We start from the raw sequence: 16,411 nt of genomic DNA on the forward strand, positions 1-16,411 counted from the left end.
TTTCGGGGACCCCGGGAACTGAATAGGGGCTAACACGCAAATCAAGTTTCGTATCCAGTTTTCAAGGATTAACCTTGAATCGTTTGGTGGCGATGGCGGAGGGGTTCCACGCGTACCCATCCCGAACACGACCGTTAAGCCCTCCAGCGCCGATGGTACTTGGACCGAAGGGTCCTGGGAGAGTAGGACGCCGCCAAGCAATGTTCCCTGATAGCTCAGTCGGTAGAGCACTCGACTGTTAATCGAGTTGTCACAGGTTCGAGTCCTGTTCGGGGAGCCATTTGCTCTCATAGCTCAGTAGGTAGAGTGCATCCATGGTAAGGATGAGGTCACCGGTTCGATCCCGGTTGAGAGCTTTTTACATAAGGCCCGTTGGTCAAGGGGTTAAGACACCTCCCTTTCACGGAGGTAACAGGGGTTCGAATCCCCTACGGGTCATTGCTTCCTTCATTACCTCAAAGCAGGGTGAGAAACCCTTATAGGGGTTCGACGGAGCATGAGCTTCGTTAGGAATACTTCGCAGTCTCTCGCGAAGCGAGAGTATCCCCTACGGGTCACCATACATACGGAGGCTTAGCTCAGCTGGGAGAGCATCTGCCTTACAAGCAGAGGGTCGGGGGTTCGATCCCCTCAGCCTCCACCATTGTTAATGGGGATTAGCCAAGCGGTAAGGCAACGGACTTTGACTCCGTCATGCATAGGTTCGAATCCTATATCCCCAGCCATTTTGGGTATGAGCCATTAGCTCAGTTGGTAGAGCACCTGACTTTTAATCAGGGTGTCGAAGGTTCGAGTCCTTCATGGCTCACCAGTTTCCTCAAGTTAACGAGGGAAATGATGATTACGCGCGTGTGGCGGAATTGGCAGACGCACTAGACTTAGGATCTAGCGTCTTTGACGTGGGGGTTCAAGTCCCTCCACGCGCACCAGATTATGCGGACGTGGCTCAGCGGTAGAGCATCGCCTTGCCAAGGCGAGGGTCGCGGGTTCGATTCCCGTCGTCCGCTCCATAATTTGCGCCCTTAGCTCAGCTGGATAGAGCGTTAGACTACGAATCTAAAGGTCAGGAGTTCGAATCTCTTAGGGCGCGCCATTTTAACAAAATAAATGTTTGGCATAAAGATTGGCCAACATATCTCGGGACGTAGCTCAGCTTGGTAGAGCACCTGGTTTGGGACCAGGGGGTCGCATGTTCGAATCGTGTCGTCCCGACCATTAAAGTTTTGGGTGTTATGCGGGTGTAGTTCAATGGTAGAACTCCAGCCTTCCAAGCTGGTAGCGTGGGTTCGATTCCCATCACCCGCTCCATATATAACAGCAACATCATCGGAAGATGATGTTTTTTGTTATAGATATCGGAATAATCATTTTGAAAGTTGGCCTCATGATAACTGTAGCTTATTGAACAAAAAAATTTATTTATATTCTTGTATTTTATTGTTTTACCGTGTTAAGGTAAGTAATGGTTGCTTAAACGGGACGTCGCAACGCACTGTCTTGGTCCCCGGCTGCGGGTGGAAAGTTCTTCCTTTAGAGGATTGCGCTGTAGTGAGTGTATTAGCCCTATCATGCATAAATATGAAATGATTAATTTTTCATTTTAAACATGATTTATTTTAAATATAATGGTGCACATAATCTTGAGGCTGCTGTATCTTATTAGTGAATATGAATATTTACTCAATGTTAAGTTTGTAATCCAACCGTCTCACCGCGAAATCTTACAAATTAGGTGAAGATTTTCGGGGGAGATTATTGTATTATGTTAAGAAAGCTTTAGAAAAGACGGAATAGGGATGAAATGGGGGAGAAACATGACTGAACTAACGGTTACCGCAGGCACAAGCAACTCAAACAACCTGCTCCGGCGCGACATTCGTTTTTTGGGCAATATTCTAGGAGAGGTCCTGGTACATCAGGGCGGTAACGAGCTCTTGGATATTGTCGAGAAGATTCGTGAAGCCAGTAAATCGCTGCGGGCTGTATTTTTACCCGAATTGCATGATGAGTTTAAGGAAATGATCAATTCTCTTGAACCCGGAATTCGTCACCAAGTTATCCGTGCTTTTGCCATTTACTTTCAGCTCGTCAATATTGCCGAGCAGAATCATCGGATTCGCCGCAAGCGGGATTACGAACGTTCGGCCGGAGAAGCCGTTCAATCGGGAACGATCGAGGCCGCCATTAAAGGCCTGAAGGAACAGGGTTTCACTTATGTCGAAGTTAAGGAAATCATGGAGGGTATGTCCCTGGAGCTTGTGATGACGGCACACCCTACCGAAGCGATGCGGCGGGCGATCTTGGATATTCACAAACGGATTGCCGACGATGTCATGCAGCTCGATAATCCTACCCTTACGTTCCGCGAGCGTGAACAGCTTAGAGAGAAGCTGCTAAATGAAGTGATCACGCTTTGGCAAACCGATGAGCTGCGCGATCGTAAGCCCACGGTGCTCGATGAGGTCAGAAACGGGATGTACTATTTTCATGAGACGCTGTTTCATGTGCTTCCCGAAGTATATCAGGAACTGGAACGCAGCCTGACCAAATACTATCCGGAGCATTATTGGCACGTGCCCGCTTACCTGCGCTTTGGTTCGTGGATCGGCGGCGACCGGGACGGCAACCCGTCCGTTACCGCGGACGTGACCTGGCAAACGCTGCGGATGCAGCGGAAGCTGGCCGTGCGCGAGTATCAGCACATTTTGAGCGATTTGTTCAAGCATCTGAGCTTCTGCACCACGATCATCGACGTGACCGACGAGCTGATGGCCTCCATTCAACGCGACCGGCTTCAGGTAAAGCTGCAAAAAACGCAGCAGTGGAACAACGAGAAGGAGCCCTATCGCATTAAACTGACTTACATGGTGGAGAAACTGCACAATCTGCTGGACGACGCGAAAAAGGACACTCCGGAGCGCTACGCCAACGTGAGCGAGTTTATCGAGGACTTGAAAATCATCGACCGCAGTCTGCGCCACCATTATGCGGACTATGTAGCCGATACGCATCTTAAAAAGCTGATCCGCCAGGTGGAGCTGTTCGGCTTCCACACGGCGACCCTGGACGTTCGCCAGCACAGCAAAGAGCACGAGAACGCCATGACGGAAATCTTGGCGAACATGAATATCGTGCCGAACTATTCCGAACTGGAGGAAGAGGAGAAGGTCAAGCTGTTGGAAAAACTGCTGAACGATCCTCGTCCGTTGACGTCGCCTTATCAGGATTACAGCGAAAGCACCAATGAATGCCTGGAAGTATACCGTGCGATATACCGTGCGCAACAAGAGTACGGAAAGCAATGTATTACCAGCTACCTGATCAGTATGACGGAAGCGGCCAGCGATATTCTCGAAGTTATGGTTTTTGCCAAAGAAGTCGGATTGTTCCATAAGGAAGCGGACGGCAGCGTAACCTGCACACTGCAATCCGTGCCGCTGTTTGAGACGATCGATGATCTGCATGCCGCGCCGGGCATCATGAATCAGTTGTTCACCATGCCGATCTATCGGCAATCGGTGGCGGCGATGAATGATCTGCAGGAAATTATGCTGGGATACTCCGACAGCAACAAGGACGGCGGCGTGGTCACGGCCAACTGGGAGCTGCGCGTCGCGATGAAGCAAATTACGGCGACGGCCAACCAATACGGCGTTAAGCTGAAGTTTTTCCACGGCCGCGGAGGCGCGCTTGGCCGCGGGGGCATGCCGCTGAACCGCAGCATTCTGGTACAGCCGCCGGAAACGATCGGAGGAGGCATCAAGATCACCGAGCAGGGTGAAGTGCTCTCGTCGCGTTATTCTTTGCGAGGCATCGCCTACCGCAGTCTGGAGCAGGCTACCTCCGCATTGATCGAGGCCAACAAGCTTGCCAAGCTGCGTCAGAAGTGCAACCCCGAGGAAGAGCGCTGGGAAGAAATCATGGCCGGCATCTCGGAGACTTCGCTGAGCAAATACCAGGATCTCGTGTTCCGCGAACCGAATTTCCTGAAGTTTTTCCGGGAATCTACGCCGCTTGTCGAGATCGGCGAACTGAATATCGGCTCGCGCCCGTCCAAACGCAAAAACAGCGACCGGTTTGAGGATCTCCGGGCGATTCCTTGGGTATTTGCCTGGACGCAAAGCCGCTATCTATTCCCGGCTTGGTATGCCGCCGGCACCGGACTGATGAATTTTTATCAGAACAAAGAAGAAAATCTGAAAATACTGCAGGAAATGTATCAGCACTTCTCGTTTTTCCGCTCCGTGATCGATACGCTGCAGTTCGCCTTGATTAAGGCGGACTTGGTAATCGCACAGGAATACGCCAATATGTGTTCCGATTCGGAAGCGAAGGAGCGGGTCTTTGGTCAGATCGAAGAAGAATTCCGGTTGACGCGGGAGATGGTCCTGAAGATCGCCGGCATCTCCGAAATTCTCGACAATGTCCCGGGGCTTCAGGAATCGATCCGCCTGCGGAATCCTTACGTTGATCCGCTGAGTTACCTACAGGTTCAACTGCTGGCCGAGCTGCGCTCGGTTCGCGAGCAAGGCGAGGATGACGCGCACCTGCTGCGCGAAGTTCTGCTTACCATTAACGGCATTGCCGCAGGGCTCCGGAATACGGGCTGATACGAACTTAAACGCTGCATTTCATCATATGCCGGTCCTTTGGTAAAAGGGCCGGCTTTTTGATTGGCTTCTATTGCATTTTGCAGGCAGTTGCATTAACATTTGAATGAAGTACAGGCAGGGAATAGATTTAAGCCCGTCCATGGATCTGGGGGAAAATACGGTGGTAGATCATTTCGACGCAAGGCTGGTGAAGCTGGCCCGGAAAGGGGATCAGGGAGCCTTTGCCGAACTCGTTGATTTATATAAGGATAAACTGTTTCATCTGGGCTACAGGATGTTGTCGAACCGGCACGAAGCGGAGGATGTCGTGCAGGAGACGTTTTTAAGGGTTCACAAAAACTGGAGCCGTTACGATGATAAACAGAAATTTTCGACATGGATATACCGCATTGCGACGAATCTTTGTATCGACCGGTTGCGCAAGCGGAAACCGAGTTACTATCTCGATGCCGAAATGAACGACCAGGAAGGTATGGACGGTTATACGCTGATTCCCGGTGACGACAAAACGCCGGAAACGGAATATCTGCTTTCGGAAACGCAGCGGACGATTCATCAAGCCATAGCGGGCTTGCCGGCGAAATATAAGTCCGTCATTATTTTAAGATACCTGCAGGAAATGTCGCTCCAGGAAATCAGCGAAGTGCTGGACATGCCGGTAACGACGGTCAAGACGCGGGTTCACCGGGGACGCGAGTTTCTGCGAAAAAAGCTGGAGCACAAAGTGCTTTAAAACCGCGGTTAATTTTGCCGATATTTTTTTATGAAACGAAATTGTTTGCACTACGTAATGTAATGGTAGGACGAATAGGTTCCGGGGATCCGCCGGGATTTTCCGCATACGCATAGATTGATACTGAAAGGATTGGCTGATATGGAATGCAAGCAAGCCTCCTCATTAATGCATGATTATTTGGACGGCGAATTGAGCCGCGACGAAGCCCTAGCGTTGAAGCAACATATGCAAACCTGTCCGGTATGCCAGGAGCGGTTCAAAGAATTGGAGCAAACCGAAATGATGCTGTTTGCGACCATCAAGCACACGAGCCTTTCGGCGCCCGATGAGTTGGTCAACCGGATCATCAGCCAGATCCCGAATCAGCCGAAACAGCAGGCCTGGATCAAGTGGATCAAGCGGCACCCGGCTTTGACCGCGGCCGCCATGTTTCTGCTGGTGATGCTGTTCAGCGCCGTCTCTTTTTGGGATACCGATGATCAACTCGTAGTCAAAGGGACTAATCTCGATCAGGTGATCATCCATGGCGACACGGTGACGGTACCCGACAACTCAAAAATCGCCGGGAACTTGACGATAGAAAACGGCAAGGCCGAAATCTATGGTGAAGTTGAAGGCAATTTAACCGTCATTGACGGTACGTTTTATCAGGCTTCTACCGCGCATATTTCCGGTCAGGTCAAAGAAATCGATCGGGCACTGGATTGGATCTGGTATAGGATTACCAATACGTTCACGGAAGTCGCCTATAGGTAAACGTTTGGCTGGATGCAAATTTTTGGCGCCTCCCCTCGGGAAAACGGCGCTTTTTTTATTTTCGCTCAATCAGGAAAATAATGTAATTCATTACGAAAAGCGCCTATTTTTTCCCGGACGCTTGCATCTCACATGTGAACGTTATAACCTAGTAGTTAGGGGAAACTTATAGAGACAAGCATCCAATGCTGTAAATAATCGTTTCCTTATCAGCGGGCGAAGGATGCCCGTCAGGAACAGTCCCGGGGGTTGCATCATGAGTTATTTTTCGAATATGACTTGGCAGGACACCATCAAGGATGTCATCGATATCCTCATCGTTACCTACATCATTTACCAACTGATCTTGCTTGTGCGGGGAACGCGGGCCGTTCAACTGCTCAAGGGGATTCTCGTTCTGGTGGTTATTTGGGCGGTAAGCACGTGGTTTGATTTATATACGCTGAAATGGCTCATGAACCAAATGTTTACGTTCGGCGTACTGGCGATCTTCATTATTTTCCAGCCGGAATTAAGACGCGCGCTGGAGCAACTCGGTAGAGGCAAGCTATTTGGCCGCAGTTCGGCCGATGAGGAACAATTCGGCAAAGAAATCGGCGAGATTATCAAAGCCGTTAATTATTTATCACGTAGAAAAATCGGGGCGTTGATCGTCTTTGAACGGGATACGGGGCTCAATGAATATACCGAATCCGGGATTCCGATGCAATCGCTCATCTCTTCGCAGCTGCTGATCAATATTTTTATCCCGAATACGCCGCTGCATGACGGAGCGGTCATTATTCAGGGTCATAAAATATCGGCCGCGGCCTGCTATTTGCCGTTGTCGGAAAACCCGTTCATCAGCAAAGAACTGGGCACCCGGCACCGTGCGGCGATCGGGATCAGCGAAGTCGGCGATGCCGTTTCGATCGTCGTGTCCGAAGAGACCGGTCAAATTTCCCTGGCGATCAACGGCCAAGTCGTGCGCGATATAAATGAGGAGTCGTTGATTTCCAAGCTTTACGAAGAGCTTGGGCCGGATTCAAGCGCCAACGAAAAGCGCAGACCTTTCCGTAGAAGGAAGGAGGCCGGCAAAAATGGATAAGTGGCTGACCCACAACAACTTTGCTAAGGTTTTGGCTCTGGTCGTCAGCATTATTTTATGGGCGATGGTTCATTTGGACAGCGGAACGCCCGTCGATTCGACGACGCTAGCGCAGCCTAAAATCATCGATAACGTGAATATAGAAGTTACCGGATTGAACGATGAGAAGTATGTGTTGTATGACCTCGAACCGACTAAGGTACGTATGGAGGTTAAAGGAAAACGCATTGATTTAACGACGAGTTTTTCCGATTATAAAGTGAAATTGAATTTAAAAAACGTGGGTCCGGGGACGTTTACGCTTCCTTTGACCTATGAGCTTCCTCCCGGCGTGCAGCTGGTGTCGATCGACCCTTCGATCGTGAAGGTCACTGTTGAAGCGAAAGAAACCAAGACGGTTCCCGTGAGCATCGTGACGAAAGGGCAGCCTGCGAACGGGCTGCTTCTGGGCAGTCCGATCGTAGCCGGAAGCGGCACCGTTGATGTCACGCTGCCGGCCAGCGAAATCGGCGAGCTTAGCAAGGTGCAGGGAACCGTGGACGTAACGGGGCTCAAGGATTCGGTCAAAGGCAAAAGCGTGAAGCTTACGGCATATGATAAGCAGGGGAAAGCGATGGAAAGCGCAGAGATATCTCCAAGCTCCGTCGAGGTCGACGTTCCTATCACTAAAATGTATAAAACCGTGCCGATCGAACTGCGGTACACAGGGCAGCTTCCGGCGGGTTACGTGCTTGCGGGCGCGGAACCCGACGTGGAGGGCGTCGCCTTATATGGGACGAAGGAAACGCTCGCGGGCATAAGTTCCTATCCGATCACCGTCGATTTAGGGCGCTTTGACGGCTCGAATGCGACCAAATACTCGGTGGACTTGACGCCGCCGGAAGGTTTTGAGAAAATCGAGCCGAGCTCCGTCACGGTGACACTAAATGTGAAGCCTTCCGAGCAGAAGCAGGTGGAAGGCATACCGATCACCTTGGAAAACGTGGGTTCGCTGTACAATGCAAAAGTCATCCGGCCGGCTGACCGGCTTGTTTCGCTCACGCTATTAGGCGCGGACGACGTGCTCGCCAAGCTTGCGGCGGCCGATATTCAAGCTGCGGCGGACTTGTCCGATCTAGGTGCGGGCCTCCACACGGTTCCGGTAAACGTGAAGCTCCCGGCCTATGTGGAGCTGGCGGATGCAAGCAAGGGCTTGACGATTGACGTAGAGCTGACGGAGAAAGATATGCCGGCCGCCACCGAACCGGAAGAGGATACGGGGAAGCAGGAAAATCAGACTGACCCGGGAACTTCGGGAAATGGGGGGAACCCGGGGAATCAGCAGAGCGAAAACAATGCCGAGAGACCTGCGGGCAATGATTCTTCGGCCAATCAGGGGGACGATGCCGGAACGGCCAACAATGGGGCTGCCGGCGGAGCGTGAGCTTTCAAGCCGGCTTACTGAAATCAGAGACGGAAAACGGCATATTTGCCGGATCGGGCAACAGGGGAGAACGGCTGAGGTGCTTGAAATTGTTGAAGGAGTGAAACTATGGGGAAATATTTTGGTACAGATGGTGTAAGAGGCATTGCCAATAAAGAGCTGACGGCGGAACTGGCGTTTCAGATCGGCCGCTGCGGCGGATATGTGCTTGCGGGCCAAGCTCCGAAGCCTAAAGTTGTCATTGGGATGGATACGCGTATTTCCGGCGTTATGCTGGAATCCGCGCTTGTGGCGGGGCTGTTGTCGATCGGGGCGGATGTCGTCCGCCTTGGCGTCGTAACAACACCGGCGGTCGCTTATTTGACGCGGCTGCTGAAAGCCGATGCAGGCGTGATGATTTCCGCGTCGCATAATCCGGTTGAGGATAACGGGATCAAGTTTTTCGGAAGCGATGGCTTCAAGCTGTCGGACGAAACGGAGCTGCAGATTGAAGAACTGCTGGATAAATCTGTCGACGAACTGCCCCGTCCGATCGGCGGCGGATTGGGCAACGTAACGGTAGACTACGAATCCAAGCTGAAATATTTGGACCATCTCAAGATGACGATTACTTCTTCGTTCCAAGGTCTCAAGGTAGTGCTTGATTGCGCCAACGGTGCGGCTTATGAGCTGGCGCCAAGGCTGTTTAGCGAACTGGGCGCCGAAGTGCACGCTATTGCGGCCGAGCCGAACGGGCTGAACATCAACGATCACTGCGGATCGACCCATCCGGAGCGGCTGAAGGAAGAAGTCGTGCGCCTGGGAGCCCATCTGGGCCTGGCGTTTGACGGAGACGCGGACCGCCTGATCGCCATCGACGAGCATGGGCAAGAGGTCGACGGAGACTATATCCTCTGCATTTGCGGGGACGCCATGAACAAGGCGGGCAAGCTGAAGGACAGCACGGTCGTATCGACGGTCATGAGCAACTTCGGGTTTTATAAAGCCGCGAAGAAGCTGCAGTTGAACACTCAGCAGACGGCGGTGGGCGACCGTTACGTAATGGCGGAAATGCTCCGCGGCGGCTATAATCTCGGCGGGGAGCAATCCGGGCATGTGATTTTCCTGGACTACAATACGACCGGCGACGGGATACTCACGGCGATTCAACTGGTCGACACGATGCTGAAGTCCGGTAAGCCGTTAAGCGAGCTGAAAAAGGTGATGAAGCAGTATCCGCAGGTGCTCGTCAACGTTCGCGTGCAGGATAAGAGCAAATTTGCCGGAAACACGGCGATTGCCGAAGCGGTCGCCACCGTGGAGAAAGAGCTTGGCGATAACGGCCGGGTACTCGTTCGCCCTTCCGGAACGGAATCGCTTATTCGCGTCATGGCTGAGGGACCGGAGAAAACCGAGCTTGAGAAGCTGGTGTCGCAGATTGTCAGCGTGGTTGAGAAGCAACTGGTATAATAGACGTTTTTCATGGACTACTAAAAGAAATAATTCTAAAAATATGAGCCGCCGGAACGAGGAGAAGATCCCGTTTCGGCGGTTTTTTGCTGGGAAAAAGGAAACAGGGGCGAAAAAAAACAATCAGGACAAGATGATCATTGCCAAATGACGTAAAGGTGCATATAATTAAGCATATTCGGAGAAAGAAAGCGAGGGTAGTGAGGTTTACAGAAGCAGTTAAGCGCCAGAGCTTCATTTCGCGCGAATGTGTCCGAGTCTGAGAGTGGAGGTTTGAGGCATGTTGATATCTCGGCGGGGTTGGCCAGGGTCTGTGACGGCCTGACAGGCAGCCATGCCGGTGATGCCTTAGGCGGTTCGGATGGGGACGTATTCGGCAAAGAGAAGCTGACGAGGTGGAGGTGTTCGGAATGTTCGGCGGGGGCCTCCCGGTGCTGCATCGCACCGTAACCGCATTGGCAAAAGGAATGGGCGACCGTTCCCACAAACCTTGCGGGCAGATGGAAATCACATTCATAGTTAATCATGAGTGTACGTAAGCGAAAAACGCGGCAGATCCGCGGTGAACGGAGCACATGGACATTCATGAAAATTTTTTGGCGAAAGCCGCGAATTTTACGTATTTTCTGAAAATTGAATAGTTCTGTCTCGATGATTCCCGCGCGAAGGGTCTTCCGCTTCTTTTCTTACGCCCAAAAACCATCTTGTAAGAATGAAACGGAGGATTATATATCATGTGTGGTATTGTTGGATACATTGGGAAAAGAGATACGCAGTCGGTGTTGATCGAGGGTCTGAGAAAGCTCGAATACCGGGGATATGACTCGGCAGGCATCGCCGTATTTACTTCGGACGGGCTGAAAATCGCGAAATCGCTGGGCCGCCTGGCTAATCTGGAATCGAAGCTGGAGAACGCTCCGCTGCAAGGATCGGCGGGGATCGGCCATACGCGCTGGGCTACCCACGGCAAGCCGTCTGACGTCAATTCTCATCCGCATACCGACCATACCCAGAAGTTTTCCGTCGTGCACAACGGCATTGTCGAAAACTATCTGGAATTGAAGGAAGAGCTGATCGGGCAAGGCTACGTCTTTGTCTCCGAGACGGATACGGAAGTGATTTCGCACCTGATCGCTCGCGAATACCAGGGCGACATCGTTAAAGCGGTCCAGAAAGCGATCAGCTATATGCGCGGCGCTTATGCGCTTGGGGTGCTGACGGAATACGAACCGGAAAAGCTGGTCGCCGTGCGTCAAGCCAGCCCGCTGATTATCGGGATCGGGGAAGGCGAGAACTTCATCGGCTCCGATATTCCGGCGCTGCTCAACTATACGCGCAACGTGTATATCTTGAATGACGGCGAGATGGCGGTATTGACCCAGGATTCTGTCGAATTGATGACGATTGAGGGGAATTTTATTTCTCGGGAAATGATTCGTGTCGATTGGGACGCGGTAACCGCGGAAAAAGGCGGCTTTGATCATTTCATGCTGAAGGAGATCCACGAGCAGCCGAAGGCTTACCGCGACACGATGCTGGGCCGGATCGACGAAAGCGGCCGCAAAGTGGTGCTGCCGGGGCTGAAGCTGAGCGAGGATAAAATCCGCAGCCTCAAGAGCGTTCATGTCATCGCCTGCGGTACGGCTTACAATGCCGGTCTTGTCGGCGGGACGGCGATCGAGCAGCTTGTGCGCATTCCGGTAATGAACGACGTCGCTTCGGAATACCGCTACCGTTCGCCGCTGATTACGCCGGACACGCTTGTTATCGTCGTCAGCCAATCCGGCGAAACCGCGGATACGCTGGCCGCACTGCGCGAAGCGCAGGCGAACGGCGCGCATGTCCTGGCGATCACCAACGTGGTCGGCAGCTCGATCGCCCGCGATGCGGACGACGTCATCGCGACGCTGGCTGGACCTGAAATCGCCGTCGCTTCGACGAAGGCGTACACGTCCCAGTTGATCGCGTTCTACCTGCTCGGCCTGTACATGGCTCAGGTGCGCGGCACGCAGAGCGAAGACGAGGTCGCTCATATCATCGCCGCCATGCAGTCGCTGCCGGAGCAAGTCGAAAGCATGCTGGCTCAAGCGGACACGGTCAAGGCGTATGCCGAGCAAATCGCCGGCCATGAGCATCTGTTCTTCATCGGCCGCGGCCTGGATTACTCGGTGGTGCAGGAAGGCTCGCTGAAGCTGAAAGAGATTTCCTACATCCACTCCGAGGCGTATGCCGCCGGCGAACTCAAGCACGGCACGCTCGCTTTGATCGAGGAAGGCGTTCCGGTGATTGCGTTGGCGACTCAAGACACCGTACTGGAGAAAACCGTCAGCAACATCAAGGAAGTCAAAGCCCGCGGCGCTGACGTCATGGCCATCACGCACGAGGAGCATGTTCCCGGCCTGCTGAAATCGGTTGACCAGGCGCTGGCCATCCCGCAGACGCTGCCGCTGCTCACGCCGGCCCTGTCCGTCGTGCCGCTGCAACTGCTCGCTTACTACGCTGCGCTGGCTCGCGGCAACGATGTCGACAAGCCAAGAAACCTGGCGAAGAGTGTGACGGTGGAGTAAGGGAGTTAACTGACAAAGTATAGTTAGTTATCAGATGATAAAAAAGTCTGGAGTAAAGAAAGTCTGGAACCAATGTTAAAAGTGTGGACCACTTAATAAACATCATGGGCCGTCCTACAAGCCAAGGACGGCCCAATTTTCGTTTAATATGGAGGCCTAGGAATGAATGCAATCGGCAAGAGAATTAAAACTATTCGAAAAGAAAATAAGTTAAACCAGATTATTTTTGCCGAGTAGAAGCAAACAGAGTGGTTACCAAACTCCGTTTGACCTTTTTACATACAATGTTATCTTCTTGAGGAAGCCTTGTTAAGCAGGGCTTTTTTGCATGTAAAAAAACGGGGTCCTAGCAGGATGATATTTTTCAGAACGTACAATGTAAAAATCTTCGGAGTCTTGTAAATATCCTCTATTTAACGAAACATGTCCTCTTTCTATGATGAAGTAGAAGCTTCGATTCCTCTGGCTGGAACTCGAAATCAAACTACATTATACGAACAAGGGGTTCGTAAAAGCGGAAGGAGTAACATCATGACGCCGAATTTAACTCAGCGTTCCCTGAACAGGCCAAATCGGAGATTTAAATCAAAAATGGCCGGATTAGGAAATTCATCGACGTTTGTAGGCTATTTGTTTGTCGCCCCCATCTTGATTTTGATGGGCATCTGGTTTTATTATCCATTGGTACAATCCTTTATTTACAGTTTGCAGGACATCAGTTTCTTGAATCCGGATGCGGCTCAATTCGTTGGTTTTGGTAATTACGCTGAGATTATTAAAGATGCGGACTTTTGGATGGCATTTGGCCATTCCATGACTTTAACTGTTGTAGCGGTTCCACTGCAGGCGTTTATCGCCTTAGTGATTGCAGTGAATCTTAACAAGGTGATGCATTTGAAAGGTATGTTCCGAACACTGTATTACATGCCGTATATTACTTCGACGATTGCGGTGACGACGGTATTTATGTATTTGTTTATGCAGCATGAAAGGATTGCAACCAAGATGTTGACCTGGTTTGGATTTCCCGATGTTTCGTGGTACGCCAACGTGACCTATGCGTTGCCTTTCCTGATGATTTTAACGATTTGGACTTACGTAGGTTTCTATATGGTGGTGTATTTGGGTGGACTGCAAACCATTCCGAATGATATTTACGAAGCAGGGCGCGTGGATGGCGCCAATGGCTGGCAGCAATTCTGGAGACTTACGGTGCCCATGCAGAAGCCGGTGATTATGTCGGGCATTATCAATGTTATGCAGTTGTTCGACCAACCTTATGCCTTGGCGAGAAACGGGTCGCTTGGCAGTCCGGCTGGGGCAACCAGTACGATCGTGACTTATTTCTACAGTCAGGCATTCAACTTCAATCGCTCAGGTTACGGGAGCGCGGCGGCATTTATTATTTTCGCCATCATCATTGTGCTGTCCATGCTGCAAAAACGCTTTGTTCGGGAGGAGATTTAAATGATGGATAGCCGGAAAGTCCGTGTCTTACGTTATTTGCTGCTGTGCACATTCTCGATTTTTTTCATCGTGCCTTTTGGTTATGCAATCTATACCTCTCTTTTGTCCAAAGCGGATATCGGTCATCTGGTCCTTCCGGGGAGATGGACGTTTGAAAACTATCAGGATATTTTTGTGAACTCCGACGTTCTAATCTGGTATAAAAACTCAATCATCGTTACATTGGGCATTCTGGTCGGGAACCTGATTGTCAACACGATGGCGCTTACTCTTTAGCCCGCTTGAACTATCGGGGCAGAGGTGTGGTGTTCTTCCTGGTGATCGGAATGATGATGGTTCCGTACCAGGTAATGATCATTCCGATTTTCTCCATGATTGTGGATTTGAAATGGCTGAACAGCTATCAGGGACTAATTGTTCCCTTCTTATTCCAAAGTTTCCTCGTTTTTCTGATGCGCCAGTTTTTTATGACGGTTCCAAGAGAGCTGGAAGAAGCGGCGGAGGTTGACGGTTTGAACAAAATCGGTATTTTCACCCGCATTATGCTGCCCCTGTCCAAAGGAGCAATCTGCACACAGATCATATTCAGTTTTACAGGACTGAATTTGAAGTCCGAAACAAATGCTTTCTTGCCTTACGCTGATTCGGATCAAATTCCTTCATGGGGAGTAGCTTATGCGCGGCTATGTATGAAGCGGGTCTGATCGAAGGCAAAGATAACAACCGTTTTGCTCCAAACGATCAAGTGACGCGGGCAGAAGCAGTTACCCTGCTTCTCAGATTGGCTCATTATCAAGCTGGAAATTAATATTTAGGCGACCGACATTCAACAGTCATAATTATTTACACCAAATTCAATTATTGACCGCCACTCTAGAAGAGGTTTGCAGTTATACTGCAATACCTCTTCTTTTCGATTAGGCTCGGCGGGAAAGAAAGGAGTGTTATATGAATATTGATTTTTTAAGTCAAATGCAAAGAATCGTAAGGTTAAAGGATCTGGAGGCCTGGGATATCAAAATTAACGTTAAGGAATGCAGAATTATTATTGTTGATGAGCATCGTCCAAGTACAAATGAAGATTTCCCGTGGCTCGATAATGGAATAGGAGAGGATAGAAGAGAAAACCACATTACCGTACACGTATATTCTTTGGGTGATTTAGATGAAATAGAAAAAAAGATGCTATACCACATCGTTGAACATCTTTCGGATCATGTAGCATTAGCTCATTGCAACGTAACTGTTCTCTTTAAAGAAGAGAATGACTATGAAAATGCTTTAAATGGTCTTCTCAAAGACAAAGGATATCAAGAGTTTGACTCAATGCCTCTTAGCAAATTTTTTAATTTTTCTCAAGATTAGTAGAAATATTTAGGTTATTAATTTCAAAGGAGGAAGGATTCATGCATAACACGCAACAAATTCTGGAAGCAAAAGATTTCATTATGAGTAAGATTAATCATCGTCCTACCATTGGTTTGATTCTAGGCTCTCTGGCTTGGGAACACTGGCTGACGATATCGAAAATCCTGTAACCATTCCTTATACTGAAATCCCTCATTTTGCAAAATCTTCTGCCGTCGGCCATTCTAACGAGTTGGTGATTGGACAGTTGAAGAGGAAACAGTAGCTACTATGAAGGGGCGTTTTCATTATTACGAAGGCTTTACTTTAGAGGAAGTTACTTTTCCAGTGCGTGTCATGAAGGCGTTAGGCATTGAGAATCTGATGCTTACGAATGCCTGCGGTGCGGTGAATACTAGCTTTAACCCAGGGGATTTAATGTTGATTACGGATCATATCAATCTGGTCGGTACGAATCCGTTAATCGGGCCAAATAACGATGAATTGGGCACACGCTTCCTGGATTTGTCTCAAGCCTATAATCATGGTTTACGTCATCTTGCTGGGGCAGTTGCTAATGAACTTGATATGAAAATACAACAGGGTGTCTACGCATGGTGGAGCGGACCTACGTACGAGACTCCGGCTGAAATCCGTATGATTCGTACGATGGGAGCCGATGCAGTTGGGATGTCGACAGTTCCAGAGGCGATCGTAGCCGTTCACGGAAATATGAAAGTACTCGGCATCTCCTGCTTGACGAATATGGCTTGCGGCATTTTGGATCAACCTCTGAGTCATGAAGAAGTAATTGAAGTGGCAGATAAGGTTCGAGTGAACTTTATTGCATTAATTAAAGGCATTTTAGAAAAAATGGAAGAGTAAGCGATGGATAGGGAACTCCTTGTCTTGAGTATGCCTATGCAGAATACATTGTACTGGAGGTCAGCAAGAGAATGAAAAGGG

At 50.2% G+C, this 16,411-nt stretch carries 12 protein-coding genes, 11 tRNA genes, 1 rRNA gene and 1 pseudogene; all 25 read left to right on the plus strand.

All coding sequences use genetic code 11. From position 1 onward, the window contains the following. The first annotated feature begins 82 nt into the window (after positions 1-82). The 25 genes and pseudogenes from rrf (at position 83) to DYE26_RS27845 (ending at position 16,330) form a co-directional block, all read left to right on the plus strand. Positions 83-199, plus strand: a 5S ribosomal RNA gene (gene rrf, locus DYE26_RS27725). Between the two features lie 5 nt (positions 200-204). Further along, positions 205-280, plus strand: a tRNA-Asn gene (locus DYE26_RS27730). 3 nt (positions 281-283) lie between these two features. Then, positions 284-356, plus strand: a tRNA-Thr gene (locus DYE26_RS27735). A 10-nt stretch (positions 357-366) separates the two neighbouring features. Then, positions 367-438: transfer RNA gene (locus DYE26_RS27740), tRNA-Glu, on the plus strand. Positions 439-567: 129 nt separating this feature from the next. Next, positions 568-643: transfer RNA gene (locus DYE26_RS27745), tRNA-Val, on the plus strand. Between the two features lie 7 nt (positions 644-650). After that, a tRNA-Gln gene (locus DYE26_RS27750) sits at positions 651-725 on the plus strand. 10 nt (positions 726-735) lie between these two features. Further along, positions 736-811: transfer RNA gene (locus DYE26_RS27755), tRNA-Lys, on the plus strand. A 34-nt stretch (positions 812-845) separates the two neighbouring features. Next, positions 846-929 (plus strand) — tRNA-Leu (locus tag DYE26_RS27760). Positions 930-935: 6 nt separating this feature from the next. After that, positions 936-1,010, plus strand: a tRNA-Gly gene (locus tag DYE26_RS27765). Between the two features lie 6 nt (positions 1,011-1,016). Continuing rightward, positions 1,017-1,093 (plus strand) — tRNA-Arg (locus DYE26_RS27770). A 45-nt stretch (positions 1,094-1,138) separates the two neighbouring features. Next, positions 1,139-1,215 (plus strand) — tRNA-Pro (locus tag DYE26_RS27775). A gap of 19 nt (positions 1,216-1,234) precedes the next feature. Continuing rightward, positions 1,235-1,308, plus strand: a tRNA-Gly gene (locus DYE26_RS27780). 506 nt (positions 1,309-1,814) lie between these two features. Beyond that, on the plus strand, positions 1,815-4,610 hold the full coding sequence (ppc, locus tag DYE26_RS27785) for a phosphoenolpyruvate carboxylase (RefSeq protein ID WP_036619575.1): 2,796 nt from the start codon (positions 1,815-1,817) through the stop codon (positions 4,608-4,610). A 142-nt stretch (positions 4,611-4,752) separates the two neighbouring features. After that, complete coding sequence (gene sigW / locus DYE26_RS27790; RefSeq protein ID WP_036619577.1) at positions 4,753-5,346, plus strand: RNA polymerase sigma factor SigW; 594 nt, start codon at positions 4,753-4,755, stop codon at positions 5,344-5,346. A 141-nt stretch (positions 5,347-5,487) separates the two neighbouring features. Then, positions 5,488-6,105 carry a zf-HC2 domain-containing protein gene (locus DYE26_RS27795; RefSeq protein ID WP_036619579.1) on the plus strand — a complete coding sequence of 206 codons (618 nt, stop codon included), beginning with the start codon at positions 5,488-5,490 and terminating at the stop codon, positions 6,103-6,105. A gap of 256 nt (positions 6,106-6,361) precedes the next feature. Next, on the plus strand, positions 6,362-7,192 hold the full coding sequence (cdaA, locus tag DYE26_RS27800) for a diadenylate cyclase CdaA (RefSeq protein ID WP_155621536.1): 831 nt from the start codon (positions 6,362-6,364) through the stop codon (positions 7,190-7,192). Next, positions 7,185-8,615: a CdaR family protein gene (locus DYE26_RS27805; protein ID WP_036619581.1), complete on the plus strand. Its 1,431-nt coding sequence runs from the start codon at positions 7,185-7,187 to the stop codon at positions 8,613-8,615. Before cdaA ends, DYE26_RS27805 begins: the two co-directional genes overlap by 8 nt. 108 nt (positions 8,616-8,723) lie before the next feature. After that, a complete protein-coding gene (gene glmM, locus DYE26_RS27810) occupies positions 8,724-10,064 on the plus strand; it encodes a phosphoglucosamine mutase (RefSeq protein WP_036619582.1) in 1,341 nt (446 codons plus the stop codon). Between the two features lie 734 nt (positions 10,065-10,798). Then, positions 10,799-12,631 carry a glutamine--fructose-6-phosphate transaminase (isomerizing) gene (gene glmS, locus DYE26_RS27815; protein WP_036619583.1) on the plus strand — a complete coding sequence of 611 codons (1,833 nt, stop codon included), beginning with the start codon at positions 10,799-10,801 and terminating at the stop codon, positions 12,629-12,631. Positions 12,632-13,162: 531 nt separating this feature from the next. Then, entirely contained in the window at positions 13,163-14,098 is a 936-nt protein-coding gene (locus DYE26_RS27820) for a carbohydrate ABC transporter permease (protein ID WP_036619585.1), read from the plus strand. 3 nt (positions 14,099-14,101) lie between these two features. Next, positions 14,102-14,374: an ABC transporter permease family protein gene (locus DYE26_RS27825; protein WP_172531735.1), complete on the plus strand. Its 273-nt coding sequence runs from the start codon at positions 14,102-14,104 to the stop codon at positions 14,372-14,374. Between the two features lie 50 nt (positions 14,375-14,424). Then, a complete protein-coding gene (locus DYE26_RS27830) occupies positions 14,425-14,802 on the plus strand; it encodes a carbohydrate ABC transporter permease (RefSeq protein ID WP_240534211.1) in 378 nt (125 codons plus the stop codon). Further along, positions 14,784-14,906: an S-layer homology domain-containing protein gene (locus DYE26_RS34985; RefSeq protein ID WP_164815264.1), complete on the plus strand. Its 123-nt coding sequence runs from the start codon at positions 14,784-14,786 to the stop codon at positions 14,904-14,906. Before DYE26_RS27830 ends, DYE26_RS34985 begins: the two co-directional genes overlap by 19 nt. Before the next feature lie 140 nt (positions 14,907-15,046). After that, complete coding sequence (locus DYE26_RS27840; RefSeq protein WP_051985244.1) at positions 15,047-15,463, plus strand: hypothetical protein; 417 nt, start codon at positions 15,047-15,049, stop codon at positions 15,461-15,463. Between the two features lie 41 nt (positions 15,464-15,504). Beyond that, positions 15,505-16,330, plus strand: a pseudogene (locus DYE26_RS27845) (purine-nucleoside phosphorylase). Positions 16,331-16,411 lie beyond the last annotated feature (81 nt).

It is taken from the genome of Paenibacillus macerans (assembly GCF_900454495.1).
In the GTDB taxonomy this organism is placed as follows: domain Bacteria; phylum Bacillota; class Bacilli; order Paenibacillales; family Paenibacillaceae; genus Fontibacillus; species Fontibacillus macerans.